Annotated in this window: 22 protein-coding genes and 1 pseudogene; 18 read left to right on the top strand and 5 right to left on the bottom strand. The window is 61.3% G+C overall.

Features of this window, described 5'->3' with window-relative positions; all coding sequences use genetic code 11:
• The first annotated feature begins 94 nt into the window (after positions 1–94).
• The 16 genes and pseudogenes from ccoN (at position 95) to FHX08_RS20145 (ending at position 14,954) form a co-directional block, all read left to right on the top strand.
• Positions 95–1,717, top strand: a complete 1,623-nt coding sequence (gene ccoN, locus FHX08_RS20215; protein ID WP_132658451.1) for a cytochrome-c oxidase, cbb3-type subunit I — start codon at positions 95–97, stop codon at positions 1,715–1,717.
• 8 nt (positions 1,718–1,725) lie between these two features.
• Positions 1,726–2,460, top strand: a complete 735-nt coding sequence (ccoO, locus tag FHX08_RS20210; RefSeq protein ID WP_132658452.1) for a cytochrome-c oxidase, cbb3-type subunit II — start codon at positions 1,726–1,728, stop codon at positions 2,458–2,460.
• An 8-nt stretch (positions 2,461–2,468) separates the two neighbouring features.
• The gene (locus FHX08_RS20205) at positions 2,469–2,621 is read left to right on the top strand and encodes a cbb3-type cytochrome c oxidase subunit 3 (protein ID WP_132658453.1); all 153 of its coding nucleotides are present in this window, start codon (positions 2,469–2,471) and stop codon (positions 2,619–2,621) included.
• Between the two features lies 1 nt (position 2,622).
• Positions 2,623–3,486, top strand: a complete 864-nt coding sequence (ccoP, locus tag FHX08_RS20200) for a cytochrome-c oxidase, cbb3-type subunit III (protein ID WP_132658454.1) — start codon at positions 2,623–2,625, stop codon at positions 3,484–3,486.
• 12 nt (positions 3,487–3,498) lie between these two features.
• Complete coding sequence (locus tag FHX08_RS31555) at positions 3,499–3,684, top strand: hypothetical protein (protein ID WP_132658455.1); 186 nt, start codon at positions 3,499–3,501, stop codon at positions 3,682–3,684.
• A gap of 262 nt (positions 3,685–3,946) precedes the next feature.
• Positions 3,947–5,515: a cytochrome c oxidase accessory protein CcoG gene (ccoG, locus tag FHX08_RS20195; protein ID WP_132658456.1), complete on the top strand. Its 1,569-nt coding sequence runs from the start codon at positions 3,947–3,949 to the stop codon at positions 5,513–5,515.
• The gene (locus FHX08_RS20190; protein ID WP_132658457.1) at positions 5,512–5,997 is read left to right on the top strand and encodes a FixH family protein; all 486 of its coding nucleotides are present in this window, start codon (positions 5,512–5,514) and stop codon (positions 5,995–5,997) included. Before ccoG ends, FHX08_RS20190 begins: the two co-directional genes overlap by 4 nt.
• The gene (locus FHX08_RS20185; RefSeq protein WP_132658458.1) at positions 5,994–8,276 is read left to right on the top strand and encodes a cation-translocating P-type ATPase; all 2,283 of its coding nucleotides are present in this window, start codon (positions 5,994–5,996) and stop codon (positions 8,274–8,276) included. Before FHX08_RS20190 ends, FHX08_RS20185 begins: the two co-directional genes overlap by 4 nt.
• Positions 8,273–8,431, top strand: a complete 159-nt coding sequence (gene ccoS / locus FHX08_RS20180; RefSeq protein ID WP_132658459.1) for a cbb3-type cytochrome oxidase assembly protein CcoS — start codon at positions 8,273–8,275, stop codon at positions 8,429–8,431. Before FHX08_RS20185 ends, ccoS begins: the two co-directional genes overlap by 4 nt.
• Positions 8,432–8,453: 22 nt before the next feature.
• A pseudogene (locus FHX08_RS20175) lies at positions 8,454–9,108 on the top strand (Crp/Fnr family transcriptional regulator).
• Positions 9,109–9,282: 174 nt separating this feature from the next.
• Entirely contained in the window at positions 9,283–10,011 is a 729-nt protein-coding gene (locus tag FHX08_RS20170) for a response regulator (RefSeq protein WP_132658460.1), read from the top strand.
• 63 nt (positions 10,012–10,074) lie between these two features.
• Positions 10,075–11,244, top strand: coding sequence for a c-type cytochrome biogenesis protein CcmI (ccmI, locus tag FHX08_RS20165; protein ID WP_184327606.1), 1,170 nt, complete (start codon positions 10,075–10,077; stop codon positions 11,242–11,244).
• Entirely contained in the window at positions 11,241–11,753 is a 513-nt protein-coding gene (gene ccmE, locus FHX08_RS20160; protein WP_184327197.1) for a cytochrome c maturation protein CcmE, read from the top strand. Before ccmI ends, ccmE begins: the two co-directional genes overlap by 4 nt.
• Positions 11,750–13,753 carry a heme lyase CcmF/NrfE family subunit gene (locus FHX08_RS20155; RefSeq protein ID WP_184327605.1) on the top strand — a complete coding sequence of 668 codons (2,004 nt, stop codon included), beginning with the start codon at positions 11,750–11,752 and terminating at the stop codon, positions 13,751–13,753. Before ccmE ends, FHX08_RS20155 begins: the two co-directional genes overlap by 4 nt.
• Entirely contained in the window at positions 13,750–14,217 is a 468-nt protein-coding gene (locus FHX08_RS20150) for a cytochrome c-type biogenesis protein CcmH (RefSeq protein WP_132658618.1), read from the top strand. Before FHX08_RS20155 ends, FHX08_RS20150 begins: the two co-directional genes overlap by 4 nt.
• A gap of 74 nt (positions 14,218–14,291) precedes the next feature.
• Entirely contained in the window at positions 14,292–14,954 is a 663-nt protein-coding gene (locus tag FHX08_RS20145) for a CBS domain-containing protein (protein ID WP_132658619.1), read from the top strand.
• A gap of 68 nt (positions 14,955–15,022) precedes the next feature.
• On the opposite strand, the gene FHX08_RS20140 is transcribed toward FHX08_RS20145, so the two are convergent.
• The 3 genes from FHX08_RS20140 to FHX08_RS20130 are packed head-to-tail and all read right to left on the bottom strand — an operon-like array spanning position 15,023 to position 16,508.
• The gene (locus FHX08_RS20140; protein ID WP_245508418.1) at positions 15,023–15,586 is read right to left on the bottom strand and encodes a DsbE family thiol:disulfide interchange protein; all 564 of its coding nucleotides are present in this window, start codon (positions 15,584–15,586) and stop codon (positions 15,023–15,025) included.
• Entirely contained in the window at positions 15,587–15,742 is a 156-nt protein-coding gene (locus tag FHX08_RS20135; RefSeq protein ID WP_165912019.1) for a heme exporter protein CcmD, read from the bottom strand. It abuts the gene before it with no gap.
• 1 nt (position 15,743) lies between these two features.
• Positions 15,744–16,508 (bottom strand): heme ABC transporter permease, encoded by a 765-nt coding sequence (locus tag FHX08_RS20130; RefSeq protein WP_132658620.1) that lies wholly within the window; start codon positions 16,506–16,508, stop codon positions 15,744–15,746.
• Between the two features lie 248 nt (positions 16,509–16,756).
• Between FHX08_RS20130 and FHX08_RS20125 the strand changes: the two genes are divergently transcribed.
• Together FHX08_RS20125 and FHX08_RS20120 are read left to right on the top strand one after the other, a co-directional pair.
• Positions 16,757–18,607, top strand: a complete 1,851-nt coding sequence (locus tag FHX08_RS20125; protein ID WP_132658645.1) for an ABC transporter transmembrane domain-containing protein — start codon at positions 16,757–16,759, stop codon at positions 18,605–18,607.
• Between the two features lie 253 nt (positions 18,608–18,860).
• On the top strand, positions 18,861–19,250 hold the full coding sequence (locus FHX08_RS20120; protein ID WP_210288349.1) for a hypothetical protein: 390 nt from the start codon (positions 18,861–18,863) through the stop codon (positions 19,248–19,250).
• A 98-nt stretch (positions 19,251–19,348) separates the two neighbouring features.
• Here FHX08_RS20120 and FHX08_RS20115 read toward each other — a convergent pair whose 3' ends face one another.
• Together FHX08_RS20115 and FHX08_RS20110 are read right to left on the bottom strand one after the other, a co-directional pair.
• Entirely contained in the window at positions 19,349–20,410 is a 1,062-nt protein-coding gene (locus tag FHX08_RS20115) for an ABC transporter ATP-binding protein (RefSeq protein ID WP_132658621.1), read from the bottom strand.
• 21 nt (positions 20,411–20,431) lie between these two features.
• Positions 20,432–21,286 carry a sugar phosphate isomerase/epimerase gene (locus tag FHX08_RS20110; protein ID WP_132658622.1) on the bottom strand — a complete coding sequence of 285 codons (855 nt, stop codon included), beginning with the start codon at positions 21,284–21,286 and terminating at the stop codon, positions 20,432–20,434.
• Positions 21,287–21,294: the final 8 nt, after the last annotated feature.

Raw genomic sequence — 21,294 nt, 5'->3', positions numbered from 1 at the left:
GATCAAGGAACGGGCGGGGTCTCCATGACAGTCGTTCCTCAACGTACGAGAAAGGCGGCCGCCCTGTGGTCGTCTGCGCACTGGGGACGTCATCATGAACTATACTACGGAAACCATGGTGGTCGCCGTGGGAGCATTCCTGGCATTGCTTGGCGCTGCTTTCGCCCACGACCATCTATTTTCAGTCCATATGGGAATACTGAGCTTCTGCCTTTTCGCCGGAACGTTGCTTCTCGTCAGAAGGGTGGATTTCTCGCCGGCGGGCCGGCTGCCGAAAGCCGATCCATCCGGCTATTTCGACGAGGTGATCCGTTACGGCTTGATCGCCACCGTGTTCTGGGGTGTTGTCGGCTTCCTCGTTGGCGTTGTCATCGCGGCTCAACTGGCCTTCCCGGACCTCAACCTTGCACCCTATCTGAATTTCGGCAGGCTACGGCCTGTCCACACCTCGGCCGTCATTTTCGCCTTCGGCGGCAATGCGCTTATTATGACGTCCTTCTACGTCGTCCAGCGTACCTGTCACGCTCGCCTGTTCGGCGGCAGCCTCGCCTGGTTCGTCTTCTGGGGCTACCAGCTCTTCATCATCATGGCCGCGACCGGCTATGTCCTCGGCATCACCCAGGCGCGCGAATATGCAGAGCCCGAATGGTATGTCGACCTGTGGCTGACGATCGTCTGGGTTGCCTATCTCGCCGTCTTCCTCGGCACCATCCTGAAGCGCAAGGAGCCGCATATCTATGTGGCGAACTGGTTCTATCTCGGCTTCATCGTGACGATTGCGATGCTGCACGTCGTCAACAATCTTGCGGTGCCGGCCTCATTCCTCGGCTCGAAAAGCTATTCGCTGTTTTCGGGCGTTCAGGACGCGCTGACGCAATGGTGGTACGGCCACAACGCCGTCGGCTTCTTCCTGACCGCCGGTTTTCTCGGGATGATGTATTATTTCGTGCCCAAGCAGGCGAATCGGCCCATCTATTCCTACCGGCTGTCGATCATCCACTTCTGGGCGCTGATCTTCATGTATATCTGGGCCGGTCCCCATCACCTGCACTATACCGCGCTGCCCGACTGGGCGCAGACCCTCGGCATGGTTTTTTCGGTCATGCTCTGGATGCCGTCTTGGGGCGGCATGATCAACGGCCTGATGACGCTGTCAGGCGCCTGGGACAAGATCCGCACCGATCCCATCATCCGCATGATGATCGTCGCCATCGCCTTTTACGGCATGTCGACCTTCGAAGGCCCAATGATGTCGGTCAAGACCGTGAACTCGCTCAGCCATTATACCGAATGGACCATCGGTCACGTGCATTCGGGCGCTCTCGGCTGGGTCGGCATGATCACCTTCGGCGCGATCTACTACATGACGCCGAAGCTGTGGGGCCGCGAACGGCTCTACAGCCTGCGCATGGTCAACTGGCATTTCTGGCTCGCAACGCTCGGTATCGTCGTCTATGCGGCGGTCCTGTGGGTCGCCGGCATCCAGCAGGGCCTAATGTGGCGTGAATACAATTCCCAGGGCTTCCTCGTCTATTCGTTCGCCGAAACCGTGGCTGCGATGTTCCCCTACTACGTCCTGCGCACGCTTGGCGGCGGTCTCTATCTGGCCGGCGGTCTCGTGATGGTCTGGAACGTCTTCATGACCATCCGTGGCCATCTGCGCGACGAAGCCGAAATCCCTACTGCCTATGTGCCGCAGGCACAGGCTGCCGAGTGAGGTGACACATGGCATCAATCCTGGACAAGCATCAGATCCTTGAGAAAAACGCGACGCTTCTTCTGGTCGGCTCGCTCCTGGTGGTCAGCATCGGCGGCATCGTCGAAATTGCCCCGCTGTTCTACCTGCAGAACACGATCGAGAAGGTGGAGGGAATGCGTCCCTATACGCCCCTCGAGCTGGCAGGCCGCAACATCTACATCCGCGAAGGCTGCTATCTCTGCCACAGCCAGATGATCAGGCCCTTCCGAGACGAGGTGGAGCGCTACGGTCATTATTCGCTTGCTGCCGAATCCATGTACGACCATCCCTTCCAGTGGGGATCGAAGCGCACGGGTCCGGATCTGGCGCGCGTGGGCGGCCGTTACTCCAACGAGTGGCATGTCCAGCACCTGTCGAACCCGAGGGCCGTCGTGCCGGAGTCGATCATGCCGAGCTACGCCTTCCTCAAGGAGCAGGAGGTTACGGTCAAGGACGTCGGCATGGACCTCAAGGCGAATGTGGATGTGGGCGTGCCCTATAGCGACGACATGATCGCCAATGCGGAGGCGGACATGAAGGTTCAGGCCGACCCGAACGCCGATACGACCGCGCTTCTCGAGCGATATCCCAAGGCCAAGATCGGCGATTTCGACGGCGATCCCAAGAAGCTCACCGAGATGGACGCCCTTGTGGCCTATCTGCAGATGCTCGGCACGCTGGTCGATTTTTCGACCTATGACGACGCCACTGGCTACCGATGAGGTGAAAAATGGAAACCTACACCGCAATGCGGCACTTCGCCGATAGCTGGGGTCTCCTGGCAATGACGGCCTTCTTCGTCGGAGCGATCATTTTCACCCTCCGCCCTGGCAGCAAGCAGGCTGCCAAGGATGCCGCCAACATTCCTCTGAAGGATGATTGAGATGTCGGAAAAACATATCGATGAAATCAGCGGCGTCGAGACGACCGGCCATGAATGGGACGGCATCCGTGAACTGAACAATCCCATGCCCCGGTGGTGGGTCTGGACCTTCTACGCGACGATCCTGTGGGCGATCGGCTATGCCATCGCCTATCCGGCCATACCGATGATCACATCGGCCACGAAAGGCTATCTCGGCTTTTCCAGCCGTGCCGAACTGCAGCAGGACCTTGACCTTGCAAAGGCGTCGCAGGTGAAGTTCCAGGACATGATCGCTGCCAAGACCGTGCAGGAAATCGACGCCGATCCGGCGCTTCGCGAATTCGCGATCGCCGGCGGTGCCTCCGCCTTCAAGGTCAACTGCGCGCCGTGCCACGGTTCCGGCGCGAGCGGCGGACCCGGCTTTCCCAACCTCAACGACGACGACTGGCTTTGGGGCGGTGATCTCGATTCCATTCAGACGACGATCGCCCACGGCATCCGTTTCGACAATGACGCCGACACACATGTCTCGGAAATGCCGGCCTTCGCCGACATGCTCGACAAGGATCAGATCCGGCAGGTTGCTGCCTATGTCTGGAGCCTGACGAACAAGCCATCGGACGAGGCCCTCGCGGAAGCCGGCAAGCAGGTATTCCTCGACAATTGCGCGGCTTGTCACGGCGAGGATGCCAAGGGCAAGCTAGAGATGGGCGCACCGAACCTTGCCGATGCCATCTGGCTGAAGGGCAGGGGTGAGGAGGCGATCGTCCAGCAGGTAACAGCTCCAAAGCATGGCGTCATGCCGGGCTGGTCGGTGCGCCTCGGTAATACGACCGTCAAGGAACTCACCGTCTTCGTCCACGCGCTCGGCGGCGGCCAATGAGGGAACAGTACGATGACGAACCATGATCATAATGCGCTCCTTGAGCTCTATGGCACCCCGCGCGCAGTGATCCGCTCGCGTGTGTCGATACGTGCAAGGTCTGCCCCGCCTGCTTGCGAGCAGGAAGACCCGGCAAGGATCGGCAGTTCGATTATAAGTTTGATCTGCCTCAAAGATCACAATCCGACCAGCCGCTAGATCTGTAGGCGAGGACGTCCCAGCGGCTTCTCCCCGTTGTCCTCCACGGCCGTGCCCCCTCTCCCGGGCGCGGCCTTTTCGATTGGTCAAAGGCAAGGAAACGATCGGGCGCAAATGCCTATGCCTGTCGGTTGCCCGGCTCTTCAGGGCTGCACCTCCTGCCCGGGCAAGGCCTCCTCCGCGCAAACCGCGTTCTTGACATGAATCAAGGATCACGCGCCGGAAACAGAGGAGAAGGGCAGTCACAAACCGGAACAGGCCCATGAATCTCTACACAGCACCCGATCCCAAATCAGTGGAACGCGTCAATGCGGAGCCGGTCAACGCCCGTCGAAACCGTCAGCCGCTCTATGCGGCGCGCAAGAAAGTCTTCCCCAAACGGGTCGAAGGGCGCTTTCGCCGGTTCAAGTGGATCGTGATGCTGATCACGCTTGCGATCTACTATCTTGCACCCTGGATCCGCTGGGATCGCGGTCCTTTTGCGCCCGACCAGGCGATCCTGGTCGACCTGTCTTCCCGCCGCTTCTTTTTCTTCTTCATCGAGATCTGGCCGCAGGAATTCTACTACGTCGCCGGATTGCTAGTCATGGCAGGTTTCGGGCTGTTTCTGGTCACATCGGCCGTCGGCCGCGCCTGGTGCGGTTACGCCTGTCCGCAGACGGTGTGGGTTGATCTCTTTCTCGTCGTCGAGCGCGCCATCGAAGGCGACCGCAACGCCAGAATGAAACTCGACGCCGGAGCATGGACGTTCGACAAGCTGCGCAAGCGCCTGCTCAAGCATGCGATCTGGCTTGTCATCGGCGTCCTGACCGGCGGCGCATGGGTGTTCTACTTCGCGGACGCGCCGACCCTCGTCAAAGGACTTTTCACGGGGCAGGCTCCGGCTGTGGCCTATGCGACGGTCGCCATTCTGACGGCCACCACCTATGTCCTCGGCGGACTGCTGCGTGAACAAGTCTGCACCTATATGTGCCCCTGGCCGCGCATCCAGGGCGCCATGCTCGATGAAAACTCGCTGGTCGTGACCTATAACGACTGGCGCGGGGAGCAACGCTCGCGTCATGCCAAGAAGACGCAAGCGGAGGGGCAGGCCGTCGGCGATTGTGTCGATTGCAATGCCTGTGTTGCGGTTTGTCCGATGGGAATCGATATCCGCGACGGGCAGCAGATGGAGTGCATCACCTGTGCGCTCTGTATCGACGCCTGCGATAACGTCATGGACAGGATCGGCAAACCGCGCGGTCTGATCGCCTATGCGACACTCAGCGAATATGCCAGCAATATGAATATTGCCACCGACGGAGGCAAGGCGCCCGTCCAGCCGGCGCGCGTCAGAAAGCCGGACGGCTCGTTTGTCGACGGCATTCGCCACTTCAACTGGCGCATCATTTTCCGACCCCGTGTCGTCTTCTATGCCGCCGTCTGGGCCTGCATCGGCGTTGCCATGCTCGTGCATCTATCAATGCGCGAACGGTTGGAGCTCAATGTCGTGCATGACCGCAATCCGCAATATGTGCTGGAAAGCAACGGATCGATCCGCAACGGCTACACGCTGCGCGTTCTCAACATGGTTCCCTCGCCGCGCACGATCGAACTGACCCTGTCGGGCATTGATGGCGCGACGATGCGGATTCCAGAGCTCGGCAAGCAGGAAGGACGTCGGTTCATGATCGATGCCGCCCCCGACGCAGCGACGACGCTCAAGGTGTTCATCACCCGCAAGCCGACCGGCGACGCCGTCAACGAATTCCTCTTTTCGATTGAAGATGCCGGCCATGCCGACCGCGCGACCTATCGGGCCGCGTTCAACGCCCCAGGAGATGTGAGATGAGCACTCGCACGCAAGGATTTACCGGCATGCATATGTTGCTGACCACCTGTGCCTTCTTCGGTGTGATTATCGCTGTCAACTTTACGATGGCCTGGTATGCCTCGTCGAGCTGGAGCGGGCTCGTTGTCGAAAACACCTATGTCGCCAGCCAGGAGTTCAATGGGAGGGCTGCCGCCATGAAGGCGATGGCCGCTTCGGGGATTGCAGGCAAACTTTCGCTGACGAGCGACGAAATCCACTACGATATCCGCAACAAGGATGGCTCGCCGGCTGTTGTCGACGACGTCGTGGCGAACTTCAAAAGGCCAGTCGGTGATCACGAGGACTTTCACGTTGGTCTGACCAAACTCTCAGAAGGACGGTTTAAGGCGGATCGTGCGGTCGCGACAGGCGACTGGATCGTCGAGGTGACTTCGCGCCGTGGCGGCGAAATCATCATGCATGAGGCCGTGCGCATCGACACTGCGGAGTTCGCCCAATGACCTGCTGCACCGTGAATGCGGAGGGTGTCCTTGCAATGAGCACGACCTCCTTCAGCGCCGAGGAGATCGGGCTTGCCAGCCACGCGCTCGGCGGCGGTCTTCGCCAGCTCGATCTCAGCGTGCCCGACGTCCATTGCGGCGCCTGCATATCGACAATCGAGCGGGCCCTGTTGGCTCTACCCTACGTGCGAAAAGCCAGGGTGAACCTCAGCGCGAGGCGCGTAAGTTGCGTTTATGCCGAGGAGGTGGACAATAAAGCGGTCGATCCTACCGGTATTACCGCGGCCGTCAGTGCGACTGGCTACAGGGTTCATCTCTTTGCCCCACTTGCGCCGGAAAGCGACAAGACACGGAACCAGCTTCTTCTTGCGGTCGGGGTTGCCGGGTTTGCCGCAGCAAACATCATGCTGCTGTCGGTATCCGTCTGGTCCGGTGCGGATGCTGCCACTCGCGACATGTTCCATTGGATATCGGCAATGATCGCGGCCCCGGCGCTCGTCTATTCCGGCCGCTTTTTCTTCCGATCGGCCTGGAACGCGTTGAAGCGCGGACGCACGAACATGGATGTGCCGATCTCACTTGCCGTGACGCTCTCCTATGTCGTTTCGCTGTGGGAGACGATGCATCATGGTGAGCATGCCTGGTTTGACGCGACCGTATCGCTGCTGTTCTTCCTGCTGATCGGACGGACCCTCGACCATATCATGCGCGAGAAAGCGCGTGCGGCGATCAACGGACTGGCGCGGCTTGCCCCGCGTGGCGCGCTGGTGGTGGCTGTCGACGGATCGAGACGTTACGTGGCGGTCGAGGAGATCGCTATCGGCGACGAGATTGCCGTGGCAGCCGGTGACCGCATCCCGGTCGACGGTATCGTCGCCAGCGGTGCGAGCGATCTCGATCTGTCGATCGTCACAGGCGAAAGCAGCCCGGTGGCCGTGAAGCCCGGCGCGCAAATCCATTCCGGCGCAATGAACCTGACCGGCTCACTGACCGTGCGCGCCACCAAGCTCGCCCGCAACTCGCTGCTTGCCGAGATTATCGGCCTCATGGAGGCCGCCGAAGGCGGGCGGGCGCGTTACCGGCGGATCGCCGACAGGGCGGCAGCGCTCTATTCGCCCGCCGTGCACCTGCTCGCGCTGGTGTCGTTTCTAGGCTGGGGGATCATCGGCGGAGACTGGAAGCAGGCGATGCTCGTCGGCGTTGCCGTACTCATCATCACATGCCCATGTGCTCTCGGGCTGGCTGTCCCGGTTGTGCAGGTCGTTGCAGCCGGCGAGCTCTTTCGCCGCGGCGTCATGGTCAAGGACGGTTCGGCGCTTGAGCGGCTCGCCGAGGTCGATACCGTCGCCTTCGACAAGACGGGAACGCTGACGCTCGGGCGACCGAGACTCGTGCGGACCGAGACAGACAACGCCAGGACTATCGCGATCGCCGCGGGACTTGCCCAGCACTCCCGGCATCCGCTCTCGCTCTCGCTTGCCCGCCAGGCTGATGTGGCGGAGCGATTCGAGCACGCGGTCGAGATCGCAGGCGGCGGTCTCGAAACCGCGCGTGAGGATGTCGTCTATAGACTCGGAAACGCGTCTTTCGCCTGCGGAGAGGCCGAGATCGCGACATCCGACAGTCCGCTTTCCGAAGTCGTGCTTTCAGCAAACGGGGTGGCGCTGGCGCGCTTCTTCTTCGATGACACGCTTCGTGCGGGGGCAGGCGAGGCGGTCGCCGATCTGGAAGCGGCCGGTTTCCAGACGCTGATTTTTTCGGGAGACCGTCGATCCGTCGTCGAAAGAACGGCACGCAGCCTCGGCGTCGATCGCGCTCTTGGCGCGCTGAACCCGAAGCAGAAGGTGGAGGCTTGTGAGGCCCTGCGGGAGAAGGGACGGCGCGTGCTGATGGTCGGCGACGGCATAAATGACGCGCCGGCGCTGGCCGCAGCTCATGTCTCGATGGCGCCGTCCAGCGCTTCCGATATCGGACGTCAGGCGGCCGACCTCGTCTTCTTCAACGAGCGGCTCAACGCAGTGCCCGACGCCATCCGGATTGCCCGGCGCTCGGCTGCGCTTATCCGGCAAAATTTTGCGCTCGCGATCGGTTACAACATCCTGGCCGTGCCGATTGCGATCGCAGGCCTTGCGACGCCTTTGATTGCTGCCGTCGCGATGTCGACGTCCTCGATCATCGTGGTCACCAATGCCCTGCGTCTCAACGCCTTTGGAGCGCGAAGCGCGCCTCGGCCAGCTTTGCAGAGCCCGATCCGCGAAAGGGAGGTAGAAGTCGCATGAACATGCTCATCTACCTGATCCCGATTGCGCTCTTCATGGGCGGCCTTGGACTGGCGGCGTTCCTCTGGTCCTTGAAAAGCGGTCAGTATGACGATCTGGAGGGCGCCTCCTGGCGGGTGATTGCCGACGATGATTCCGATCCGACAGCTAAGTGATCGCGTCAGCCGGGAAGAACCGATACTCTTCAACAACGAACGACTTTTACAGTCAGACCTGTTTTGCGGGCTGAGCGAGGAGACTGGTCGCCCTTGCGCGCCGGCGCACCTATGTATTGGGCGAAGAAATCCTCGCGGAAGGTGAGCCTGGTATCCACGTCGTCTATGTCGCAAGCGCTGTGGTCAGGCTGACGCGAACGGAATCGAGCGGGCGTGATACGGATATCCGCGTCTGCGAACCGGGCGACTTCATCGCCGAATATTCGATCGCACTCGGCGGCAATTACGCGCATGGCGCCTGTGCCGGCGCCTCGAGCGAGCTCGTGCATTTCAAAGCTGCGGCGCTGCGTGCACTTGCCGATAAATGCCCTCAGCTCCAGCGTAACCTGCTAACGATATCGGCCCGCCACCTTCTTGAAGCGTTCGACGGCATTGCCGGCGATCGCTTGCACACGGCAGCCCATCGCGTGGCAATTTTCCTGTTGCGCCAGTGCCCGGAGGCGACTTTTCAGGCGACATTCCACCTTCCCTACAAGAAGCAGATTCTGCCTGGAAAACTCGGGCTCGGACCGGAGGCCCTATCACGGGCATTTGCCGCTCTCGCGCGGTGCGGGGTCGACGTCAAAGGTCGAACGGTCCGCATCGCAAACGTCGCTCTGCTGCGCCAGGTCTGCTAGCGGCGGTCGCGCCCGAAGCCAAACTGTCGGACGCTATCGTGAAGAAGTCCGCCAGGCGAGCCAATCAACACAAGGTTTCTTTGGGAACTATTGCATAAGACGCTGAGAGCGGTGGCGCTCGCCGAATTCCTGCGCTATCTGATTGGAAGATCGAAAGCGAGCTCAACGAGGACAATGGAACCGGACCGTATTCTGGTGGTCGATGATGACGCGCGGATCAGGCAGATGCTGGTGCGTTACTTCGAAGACAACGGATTTAGGGTGAACGCGGTCGCAAACGGCGCGGCGATGCGTTCCGAACTCGCCAAAGGCTCTTTCGCTGCAATTTTTCTCGATCTGGTGCTCCCGAACGGCGAGAACGGCCTTGAATTGCTGCGGGAGCTTCGCAGCACGTCTGACGTGCCGGTTCTCATGCTGACCGGTCAGGACGATGTCACGGACAAGGTCGTCGGCCTCGAGGTCGGCGCCGATGACTATATCGCCAAGCCATTTCATCTGAGGGAACTGCTGGCTCGTCTCAGAACCATCCTGCGGCGCCGCATGTCCTCTGATGCGACCCGCCAGGTCAATGGAGAGGACGAGACGCTTGCCTTCGAAGGCTGGTCTCTCGATGTGTCGCGAAGGCGGCTGACCTCACCCCAGGGGAGCGACGTTGCCTTGACGACGGGCGAGTTCGACATGTTGCTCGTTTTCGTGCGCAATCCCGGCCGGGTTCTTTCGCGCGAAACCCTCATGGATCTCACGAGAAACCGCAATCTCGAAGCCTTCGATCGCGCAATCGATGCCCAGATCGTCCGTTTGCGCAAGAAGATCGAGGATGATCCGAAGAGCCCGGATCTCATCCAGTCGGTGCGAGGCGTCGGTTATGTCTTCACCGGTCGACTGGGACGAACATCGAGATAATTGATCCTCGTCAATGTCCGGTCCGCTGCTCCGGCTATGTGTTGAGCCACTATGGCTGCAACAATGACGATCTGGATTCTTTTCGCGGTAATGACGACCGCAGCGACTGCCATCCTGCTTCATCCGCTCTCGACGGGCGGCCGGAAGGCGGCAAGCGCCAAAGCGGATGCCGGCAGGGTCTACCGCGCCCAGCTTTTTGAACTAGACGAGGATATCGCCTCCGGACGCATCGCGCCGGGCGAGTACGAGTTGGCAAGAGCGGAAACGGCGCGACGCCTGTTCAAGGCCGCCGATGACAGCCGGCCGGCGCAGAGCCCGCAACGGGCCGGCAGATGGCTGAAACACGCGATCGCCGCGTTCCTGCCCTTGCTCAGCATCACTCTTTACGTCTCTCTCGGTTCTCCGGATCTCCCCTCGCGTCCCTTAGCGGCAAGGCTCGCGGAGCCTGGCCAGGATCTCGCAATTCTCGTCAAGAAGATGGAGGATCATCTGGCTGGCCATCCCGAGGACGGTCGGGGATGGGATGTCATCGCCCCCGTTTACCTCAAGATGGGCAGGATTGATGATGCAGCGAAGGCGTATCGAAAGGCACTTCGCCTGGACGGGACCAATGTTCATCGCCTGGAGGGGCTGTCGGAAACGCTCATGGCCACCTCAAATGGCCAAGTATCCGGGGAAGCGTTCGATGAACTCATGCAGATCCTCTCCCTGGAGCCGAACAACCCGCGGGCGCGTTTCTACATTGCGCTGAGCCTGGAGCAGGCGGGCAAGTCGGATGAGGCTCGTGGCGCCTTCGAGGAATTGGCGAAGCAATCTCCGGCCGATGCGCCATGGCTGCCGCTGGTCAACGAGCACATCGCCAAGAACGGCGGCAGGGCGGTGGCAGCACAAGTACCGCCTGCCGCACAATCGGCAGCGCCCGGCGGACCGACCGCCGAGGATGTCGCGGCGGCCGAGACGATGAGCAGCGGCGATCGCCAGCAGATGATCCGCACCATGGTGGAAAGCCTCGATGCCAAACTGTCTGCCGATCCCAACAATTTTGACGGCTGGATGCGTCTTATCCGCTCTTACGCCGTTTTAAACGACAAGGATCGCGCCGCAGATGCCCTGAAGCGCGGGCTTGCGGCCTTCCCGGCCCCAGGGGAAGAGGGCAAACAATTGCTGGCGCTGGCGAAAGAACTTGGCATTGCCACGGACGGATCGGTGGCCACGGAAGGAAAGAGTGAATGACGCGCAAGCAGAAACGCCTGGCGGTGATTGCCGGCGGCATGGGCTTCATTGCTGCTGCCGTGCTGCTCGTCATGTTCGCCTTCAGCCAGTCGGTCGCCTATTTCTACATGCCGGGTGATCTCGCCCATAACCCGATCGCGCCGGGCACCCGCATCCGCCTCGGCGGCCTGGTCGGAGCGGGCAGTGTGATGCGTGGCGAGGGCTCGGTGGTGCGTTTTGCGGTGACCGATCCGAGCGGTGAGATCGTCAATGTCCGCTATCAGGGCATATTGCCGGACCTGTTTCGCGAAGGGCAGGGTGTGGTGACCGAAGGCACGTTCGAAACCGGCAGCAATGTCTTTACCGCCGATACCGTGCTTGCCAAGCATGACGAGACCTACATGCCGAAGGACGTCGCCGACAAGCTGAAGGCACAAGGCCTGTGGGAAGAGGGCAAGGGCGCCGCACCGCAAGGCGAGGCAGCAAAGGGCCAGGAAGCCCAAGGACAACAGACAAGGGCGACGCGATGATCATCGAGATCGGCCACTATGCGCTGGTTCTGGCGCTCGCGACGGCAATCGTCCTGTCGGTCGTGCCCGTCATCGGTGCCAGGCGCGGCGATCAGGCGATGATGGATGTGGCGCCCTTGGGCTCCATCCTGCTCTTTGGTCTCGTCGCCTTCTCCTTCGGCGTGCTCACCTATGCGCATGTCGTCTCCGACTTCTCGGTCCAGAACGTCTGGGAGAACTCGCACTCGCTGGTGCCGCTGATCTACAAATATTCCGGCGTCTGGGGCAATCACGAGGGCTCGATGATGCTCTGGCTCCTGATCCTGTCGCTGTTCAGCGCGCTGGTGGCGATCTTCGGCCGCAATCTGCCCGATAGGCTGAAGGCCAATGTGCTCTCGGTCCAGGCCTGGATCTCGGTCGCCTTCATCCTCTTCATCCTGTTGACCTCCAATCCCTTCATCCGCCTCGATCCGGCCCCGGCCGAAGGCAAGGATCTGAACCCGGTGTTGCAGGATGTCGGCCTCGCCATTCATCCGCCGCTGCTCTACCTCGGTTATGTCGGCTTCTCGGTCTGCTTCTCCTTTGCCGTTGCTGCCCTCTTGGACGGCCGCATCGATGCCGCCTGGGCGCGCTGGGTGCGGCCCTGGACGCTGGCGGCCTGGACCTTCCTGACGCTCGGCATCGCCATGGGCTCCTACTGGGCCTATTACGAACTCGGCTGGGGCGGCTGGTGGTTCTGGGATCCGGTGGAAAATGCCTCCTTCATGCCCTGGCTTGCCGGCACGGCACTGCTGCACTCGGCCCTCGTCATGGAAAAGCGCGAGGCCTTGAAGATCTGGACGGTGCTGCTCGCCATCCTCACCTTCTCGCTGTCGCTGATGGGCACCTTCCTGGTGCGCTCCGGCGTCCTGACCTCGGTGCATGCCTTCGCCAGCGACCCGAGCCGCGGCGTCTTCATCCTGTGCATCCTGTTGATCTTCATCGGCGGGGCGCTGTCGCTGTTTGCCTTGCGCGCTCCGCTACTGTCGGCCGGCGGTCTGTTTGCGCCGATCTCGCGCGAGGGGGCGCTCGTCGTCAACAACCTGATCCTGACGGTTGCCTGCGGCACGGTTCTGACCGGCACGCTTTATCCGCTGGTGCTGGAAACCTTGACCGGCGACAAGATCTCGGTCGGCCCGCCCTTCTTCAACCTGACCTTCGGCCTGCTGATGGCACCGCTGCTCGTCATCGTGCCCTTCGGGCCGCTGCTTTCCTGGAAGCGCGGCGATCTGCTCGGCGCCCTGCAGCGGCTTTATGTCGTGGCCGGCCTCGCCTTCGCCGCCGCCCTGGTCTTCTTCTATATCGAACATGGCGGTCCGGTCATGGCCGTGCTCGGCCTTGCCGCCGGTCTGTTCCTGATCCTGGGCGCGGCCGCCGATCTCTGGTATCGCGCCGGCATCGGCAAGGTGAAGGCCGATATTGCCTGGCGGCGGCTGACCGGCCTGCCGCGTTCGGCCTTCGGCACGGCGCTTGCCCATGCCGGCCTTGGCATCACCGTGCTCGGCATCGTCGCCGTGACCACCTTCCAGACCGAGCATGTGATCGAGATGAAGCAGGGCCAGGCGACGGAAGCCGGCGGCTACAGCATCGTCTTTGACGGCATGCAGCCGGCGACCGGCCCGAACTATACCGAGGATCGCGGCCACTTCTCGATCCGCCGCGCCGGCGCCGAGATCGCCGATGTCTGGTCGGCCAAGCGCCTCTACACCGCAAGGCAGATGCCGACGACGGAGGCCGGCATCCTGACCTTCGGCCTCAGCCAGCTCTATGTGTCGCTCGGCGACGCCACCCATGACGGCGGCATCGTCGTGCGCATCTGGTGGAAGCCGTTCATTCTGTGCATCTGGGGCGGGGCGCTCGTCATGGCGCTCGGCGGCTTCGTGTCGCTGACCGACCGGCGCCTGCGGGTCGGGGCGCCGAGCAGGAAGGCGAAGGCAAAGACCGGCAAGCCGGCAGCACCGGCCATGGAGCCGGCGGAATGATGCGGCGGCTCCTCCTCGCCCTGACCCTGTTGATGGCGGCCGCCCCGGCCTTCGCCGTCAACCCCGACGAGATGCTCGCCGACCCCGCCCTCGAAGCCCGCGCCCGGACGCTCTCAGCCGAACTGCGCTGCATGGTCTGCCAGAACCAGTCGATCGACGATTCCAACGCCGATCTCGCCAAGGATCTGCGCCTGCTCGTGCGTGAGCGCATCACCGATGGTGACAGCGACCAGCAGGTGCTGGACTATATCGTCTCGCGCTATGGCGAATTCGTCCTGCTGAAGCCGCGCTTTAGTCTGCGCACGCTGCTCCTCTGGGGCGCGCCCGTGCTGCTGATCCTCGCGGGTGGAGCTTCCCTCGTCGTCTTTGCCCGCAAGCGAGCCGGCAAGCCGACCGGAAGCAAACTCACGGCGGAAGAGCAGGAAAGGCTTGCGAAGTTGCTCGATCCGACACTGCGACTTTGACGGAGGTCAAGGTCGCTCCATTCGGTCCGCTTTACCCTGACCCTATCAGATGTTTCCGGGAAGAAGGTGCGCGCATGCAGGCCAAGGATATTATGACGAATAACGTGGTTTCGATCGGCCCTGCGGTTGGGGTCCGTCACGCCGTCGCGATGATGATACAGAACAATGTTAGCGGACTTCCCGTGGTTGACGATGAAGGGCGGGTCTGCGGGATTGTGACTGAAGGCGACCTGCTGCTGCGTCGCGAGATCCGACTTGCCCCGCGCGCCCAGCGTGGCGCGGAGGTTACGTCCGATGTCGATCTCGATCGCTACATTCGCGGCAACGGCTGGTCAGTCAGAGATATCATGTCACGCGACGTCATCGTTGCCAGCCCGGACAGTGAGGTCTCCGACATCGCCGAGAGCCTGGAGGTTCATCGCATCAAGCGTATTCCGATCGTCGAGGCCGGACGACTGGTCGGTATCATCAGCCGGCGCGATATTCTCGCTTTGATAGCAGACGCGCCGACCCCAAGGTTGCCGCGTGAGGACGACGCGATTCTCCTGGCGGTTCGCACACGCCTGAAATACGATCTCGGCGTGACGCCGCAAAGGGTCCGCGTCTCCGTCCGGAACGGGCAGATCGTCCTCGAAGGAAGTGTGGCGACCGACTTGCAACGCCGTGCCGTGCTGGCGCTCGTCGAGAATCTCGGATCGGGAGGTTGCCTCGATCGACTGCAGCTTGCCGCAGAGTGAGATCCGGAAAGCGGTCGCAACCGGCCTAAATTCCGATTGCTGAAGTGCTGCGAACGAGGGGCTTCCGGTCACCCGCCAGCAGCCAACGCCTTCTCGAGCACGAGACCGATTCCTGCAGACAGAGCCTTATCGTCGAGCGGGCCGACATGCTTGAACAGGATGCGGCCATCTCGCCCGATGGCAAAGGTTTCCGGCACGCCGTAGACTCCCCAATCGATCGCCTCCCGGCCAGTCGGATCGACCCCGACAGCAGCGTAAGGGTTTCCGTTGTCGCGCAGGAAGACCAGCGCGTTGCTGCTGTCGTCCTTGTAATTGATGCCCATCAGCTTGATGCGCCTGTCCTTGGACAGGCGCATGAGCGCGGCATGTTCCTGCCGGCAGGGGATGCACCATGACGCGAACACGTTGACGATCGCGACCTGGCCAGAAAGGCTGCCATTTCGAAAGCCAGGAGAGTGCAGACCGGCAAGCGGCGGCAAATCGATCGCAGGGTGTGCCTGGCCGATCAGTGCGGAGGGGAGGGTGGAGGGTGAATACCCCTCGGCCGCCTCTCGATAAAGTATGCGCCCGGCGGCGCCGGCGATCGTCGCAAAGACGAGCAGCGGCACTGCAGCCAGCATATAGCGGCGCACCTAGCGTGCCTCGCGCCGCGCGCTACGCCTGATCTTCGCCACCACCTCGACCTGCCGACGATAGGCGCGGCCCTGAAACCAGGTCGTTGCGCTGATGGCAATCATGACGGTGAGTCCGACGGCATAGGCTGCCAGAACATAATGCTGATGGGTCATTTCAATTTTCCCTTTGTGCTACGGCCCGCGCGGCCAGGCGGTGATGCGACATGAGTTTCCGTCGCCAGATCTCGTTCCTGATCGAGGCTACGTGGAGGGTAAAAAAGAGTGCCGCGAAGGCCAGCCCCATAGTCAGCAGCGGACGAAGGAATTCGATGTCCAGAGCGGGGCCATTCAGCCTCAGCACGCTTGCCGGCTGATGCAACGTGTTCCACCAGTCGACCGAGAACTTGATGATCGGAATGTTGATGAAGCCGACAATGATGAGAACTGCCGTGACACGAGCGGCGCGCGTCGGCTCGTCGATCGCACGGTTGATCGCCAACAGTCCGAGATACATCAGGAAAAGTACGAACATCGAAGTCAGGCGCGCGTCCCACACCCACCAGGTTCCCCACATCGGCTTGCCCCAGATTGCGCCTGTCACGAGCGATATGAAGGTAAAGGCAGCGCCGATCGGCACAGCAGCGCGCGCGGCGACATCGGCAAGCGGATGGTGCCATACCAGTGAGCCGGTGGCATTTACGGTCATCACCACATAGCAGAACATTGCCATCCACGCCGCCGGGACGTGGACATACATGATCCTGACTGTCTCGCCCTGCTGGTAATCGCCATCCGAGACAAAACTCAGATAGAGTCCGAGCGCCAAACAGAGGATGGTGGCGATCGTAAGTCCAGGCAGGACCCGATCCGCGAGTTCCAGAAATCTGGTGGGCTGCGAAAGCCCGGTGATGATGTCTTTGATGGGTCTGACATAGGTCATGGCCTGATCTAGCGTCCAAACCCCTCGCGTTAATTGACCCGGATCAACCTGCGGCTATTGGTGCGGTCACACGTCTCTATTTTCCTCAGGGTCCGGCCTCTGACCGTCAAAGCAGCGCTCGTACCGCGGCTTATTGAAGGACCTTCTGCCAACGCTCCGGCGGAACCGACTGGTAATTGATCGCGGTCAAAGACGACCGCCGCGCCAGTGCCCAAAAGGAGGCATTCAGTCCGGAGACTCTCACCTTGATGATTGCCGCGCACGACCGATCCGCCACTTCTTCCACCGACGAGATCGCAGGTTCCCGACCGCGGTCCGGAGAAAGGAATCCGCCCGTCTCCGGTCTCGTCCGGTTGCTGCCCCTGCTGCGACCCCACCGGGGCTTGTTACTGTCGGCACTCCTCTCGCTGGCGGCTGCAGCTCTGATCTCACTTGCCCTGCCGATGGCAGTCCGCCGGATGATCGATCATGGTTTTGGCCAGTCCGACGGCGGCTTCATCAACAACTATTTCCTGATGCTTCTTGGGCTCGCAATCGCGCTCGCCCTGGCAAGCGCCTGCCGCTATTATTTTGTCACGACGCTCGGCGAGCGCATCGTCAGCGATCTCCGTGTGAAAACCTTCCGGAACGTGACTCGTCTGCCGGCGAAGTTTTTTGACGCCAACAAATCCGGCGATATCGCATCGCGGCTGACGGCGGATGCCGCGCAGATCAAGTCCGCATTGAACCTCGCCGCATCGGTGGCCCTGCGCAATTCGTTGCTGTGCCTGGGCGCGCTGGTGATGATGTTCGTTACGAGCCCGGGCCTTTCCGCCATCACGTTGGGTGCCATCCCGCTCGTCATTGCGCCGCTCGTTCTTTTCGGCCGCTCGGTTCGCAGAAAATCGCGGGCGGCGCAGGACACGCTTGCTATCGCATCCGCCTTTGCCAGCGAAATCATCGCTGGAAGCCGAACGGTGCAGGCGTTCAACGGGGAGGCTGCGGCAAGCGACAGATATGCACGAGAAGTCGAGGCCTCCTACCGCACCGCCGTCTTTGCCGCCCGCTCTCGGGCGCTGCTGACCGCCGTTGCCATTGCCCTGATTTTCGGAAGCGTCGTCGGGGTTCTTTGGATCGGCGCCCATGATCTGCTTTCCGGAACGTTGTCGGCCGGCAGCCTCAGTCAATTCCTGCTCTATTCCGTCATCGCCGCCGGCTCGCTGGGTTCGCTCTCGGAGGTCTGGGGCGAGCTGGCACAGGCAGCGGGTTCGGCCGAACGGCTTTTCGAATTGTTCGATGAAAACGCCGGCGAGAGCGAGCCGGTCCCGCGTGCTCCACTCAGCCAGCCTGCAAAAGGCGCGATCGAAATCCGCGATCTGCATTTCGCCTATCCGGGCTCTCCCGACAGGCAAGTCCTCGCCGGCCTGTCAATGAGCGTCCGGCCCGGCGAGACCGTAGCACTGGTAGGTGCTTCGGGTTCGGGCAAGAGCACGATCTTTTCGCTCCTGCTCGGCTTCTACAGGGATTATTCCGGCAACATCTCTCTCGATGGCAGCGATGTGCGGGCAACCGCAACCGCTGAGGTCCGAAGTGAAATTGCTGTCGTGCCGCAGGATGTGACCATTTTTGCAACGACCATCGCGGACAATATCAGTCTCGGACGACCAGACGCATCGCAGGATGAGATCGCGGCCGCAGCGACAACGGCAAGGGCGCACGGGTTCATTTCCGATCTGCCAGACGGCTATCACACCGTCGTCGGCGAGCGTGGTCTGACGCTCTCTGGCGGCCAGCGGCAAAGACTCGCTATCGCCCGTGCTATTCTGAAGAACGCGCCGGTTCTTTTGCTGGATGAGGCCACGGCATCGCTCGACGCAGAAAACGAAATGCTCGTGCAAAAGGGGCTCGACGAGTTGATGAGCAATCGCACAACGATCGTGATTGCGCATCGGCTGGCGACAGTGCTCAAGGCGGATCGAATTCTGGTGATCGATGGCGGAAAGGTAGTCGAGGAGGGGACACACGCCGCCCTAGTGCGCAAGGGGGGAGCATATGCCAAGCTTGCCGAACTGCAGTTCGACCTCTCGGGGGCGGTGACGCTGGAGCATGATGCCGCGTGAGGCACCTGCGGTTGCCCCGCTTGCGATCATCGTGTGATGTTTATCCAACGTTCGCGCGCGGCAAATGGTCCATGCTGAAAGCTCAGACAGGCTTCATTCTCTCCTTATTGGTTGCGTCGGATCGCAGGCTGATTGTTTGGCAATCGGAAGCATTTGGGTCAGTGTCGGGCGAACAATGCCGCCCGGCAACCCGCGCCATGTTCGCGCATGGCGCAGAGGTTGTTACTACACTTGCTGCTCTGATGCGGGCCAGTTGACAAGCACGCCTTTTGATGAGAACAAAAAGCGAACAACAAGAAGGAGATCAGCGTTCGTGATACGTTTTGCGCCCAAGGCACAACAGGATACGGCTCCGCCAATCAAAATTGCAAAGTCGAACGTCGACATAAGATCCGACGTCGAGCTGGCGGAGACTTCCATCGCTGCCGTTAAGGATGGAACCAATAAGGTGGAAATGCCATCTGCGGCAGCGCCCGGGCCTGCGGCGCCGGCCGCAAAACTTCTTGAATTCTCAGGAGATCTGCCGCCGAAAGGCAGAAGGACGAGTTCCAGGAAGCGCAAAGAGATTACGAGCTCCAAGCCGCTCGAAATCAGCAGCCTGAGCCACGGTCAAAGCGCTGGCGAATTGCTGCTCGACCTCTGACGAGAGGCTTGAATACCGGTGCCGAAGGGCGTTCTTTTCGCTTTGAATACTCTGGGTCACGCCGCTTCGGTGGACGTGACCCGCGACCAGTTTCATTGCTAATTCAGCGCCGGTTCGCCAGCGGTAATGCGCTGCTCGCCCTCATCAAACAGGTGGACGGCATCATGGAGCGGAGCGATCCGCAGCACATCGCCAGGGGCTGCTCTGATCCGCTCCCGGAAGACGCAGCTGATCGTCTGCGCGCCAAGGCGGGCGATCACCAATGTCTCGGACCCCGTCGGCTCGACAACGGCAGTCGTCACTTCGATGCCGTTGGGGTCGAGCGTGAGATGCTCGGGGCGAATACCGTAGGTGACGGCACCGGACGGGCGCCGCTCGCTGGGCAGGATGAGCCCGTCTGCCGTCTGGAAACCTTCATTCGTCATGTTTCCCTTGATGAAGTTCATGGCGGGTGAGCCGATGAAGCCGGCAACGAAGAGGTTGCTCGGACGATCGTAGAGTTCGAGCGGCGAGCCCGACTGCTCGATCAGGCCGTCCTTCATCACGACGATCTTGTCTGCCATCGTCATCGCCTCGATCTGATCGTGCGTAACATAGATCGTCGTGGTCTTCAGCCGCTGGTGCAGTTCCTTGATCTCCGTGCGCATCTGGACGCGGAGCTTGGCATCGAGGTTCGACAGCGGCTCGTCGAAGAGGAAGACGGCAGGATCTCGAACGATCGCGCGGCCCATGGCGACACGCTGCCGCTGGCCGCCTGACAGCTGTTTCGGGTAGCGTTCGAGAAGAGCCTCCAGGCCGAGGATCTTTGCGGCATTGCCGACGCGTTGATCGATCTCCGTCCTCGGCATGCGCTTTAGCCGCAGTGAGAAGCCCATATTCTTGGCGACCGTCATGTGCGGATAGAGGGCATAGTTCTGGAACACCATGGCGATATCGCGATCCTTTGGCGCCAGCTCGTTGACGATATGCGTGCCGATCTGGATATCACCCGAGCTGATGTCCTCCAGGCCCGCGATCATCCTGAGCAGGGTGGATTTGCCGCAGCCCGAGGGGCCGACGAGAACGACGAACTCGCCGTCGCGGATATCGACCGACACACCCTTGATGGCTTTGAACGCGCCATAATCCTTGCGCGCATTGTTCACTCTGACATGAGCCATTTCCGTCCTCCGCGGTCACTATCAAAGCGTGTTCAAGACGTTTCTGAGGTAGGCAAGACCGAGGCGTTCTCCCTCTTTTCGGGCTTCGAGATCCTTGCCCGGCCAGCCGTAGGCAGCATCTTCGTGCTCGATCGAAAGCGTGCCGTCGAAACCGCCGGTCCGCGCCTGGCGCAGGAATCGCTGCCAGTCGAGGAGGCCGTGGCCCGGCAGCTTGTACTGCCACCAGCCCTTGCCGTGATAGCCGACAGCCTGCTGTGCGGCCGCATCGATTGCAGTATCCTTGGCATGAAGAATGGCAATGCGATCCTTGACCGCGTCCATTGCGGCATAGGGGTCTACGCCGATGCGGATGAGGTGCGATGGGTCGAATTCGAGACCGAAGCGCCGGTCAGGAATCCGCTTGAACAGTTCCTGCCAGCCCTTCGGCGTGGTTCCGATGAAGTTGTCCTTGGGGCCCGGCCAGTTTTCGATCGCGAAGACGAGGCCGCTCGACGTCGTCCTGCCAATCAGCCGGTTGGCGAATTCGGCAAAATCATCATAGTTAGCTTCATCGTCTGCATTGTCGTCACGGCCGGGAAAAATCACGAAGATCGGCACGCCCGCTTCGGCGATCGCGTGAGCAAATTCCTCCGTGCGGGCACGAAGCTCGCGGCGCTTGGCTCTGTCGGCATCGAGCTGATTGCCGAAATAGGTGATCGAGGAGACGAAGAGGTCACGGTCGCGGGCAAGTGCGACGGCGGCCCGCACTCTGTCTGGCGTCTTGATGTGGCCGGCGAGATCGATTTCGATCGCGTCGAAACCGGACGAGGCCGCAAAATCCACCACTTCCTCAAGCGGCCGGTCGTTGAATGTCGACGTATAAAAGCCAATCCTCATCAAAATCC

Source organism: Rhizobium sp. BK529 (assembly GCF_014194105.1).
Taxonomy (GTDB): domain Bacteria; phylum Pseudomonadota; class Alphaproteobacteria; order Rhizobiales; family Rhizobiaceae; genus Rhizobium.
Note: the sequence above shows the minus strand (reverse complement) of the source record. Positions and strands in the feature narration are given on the sequence as shown.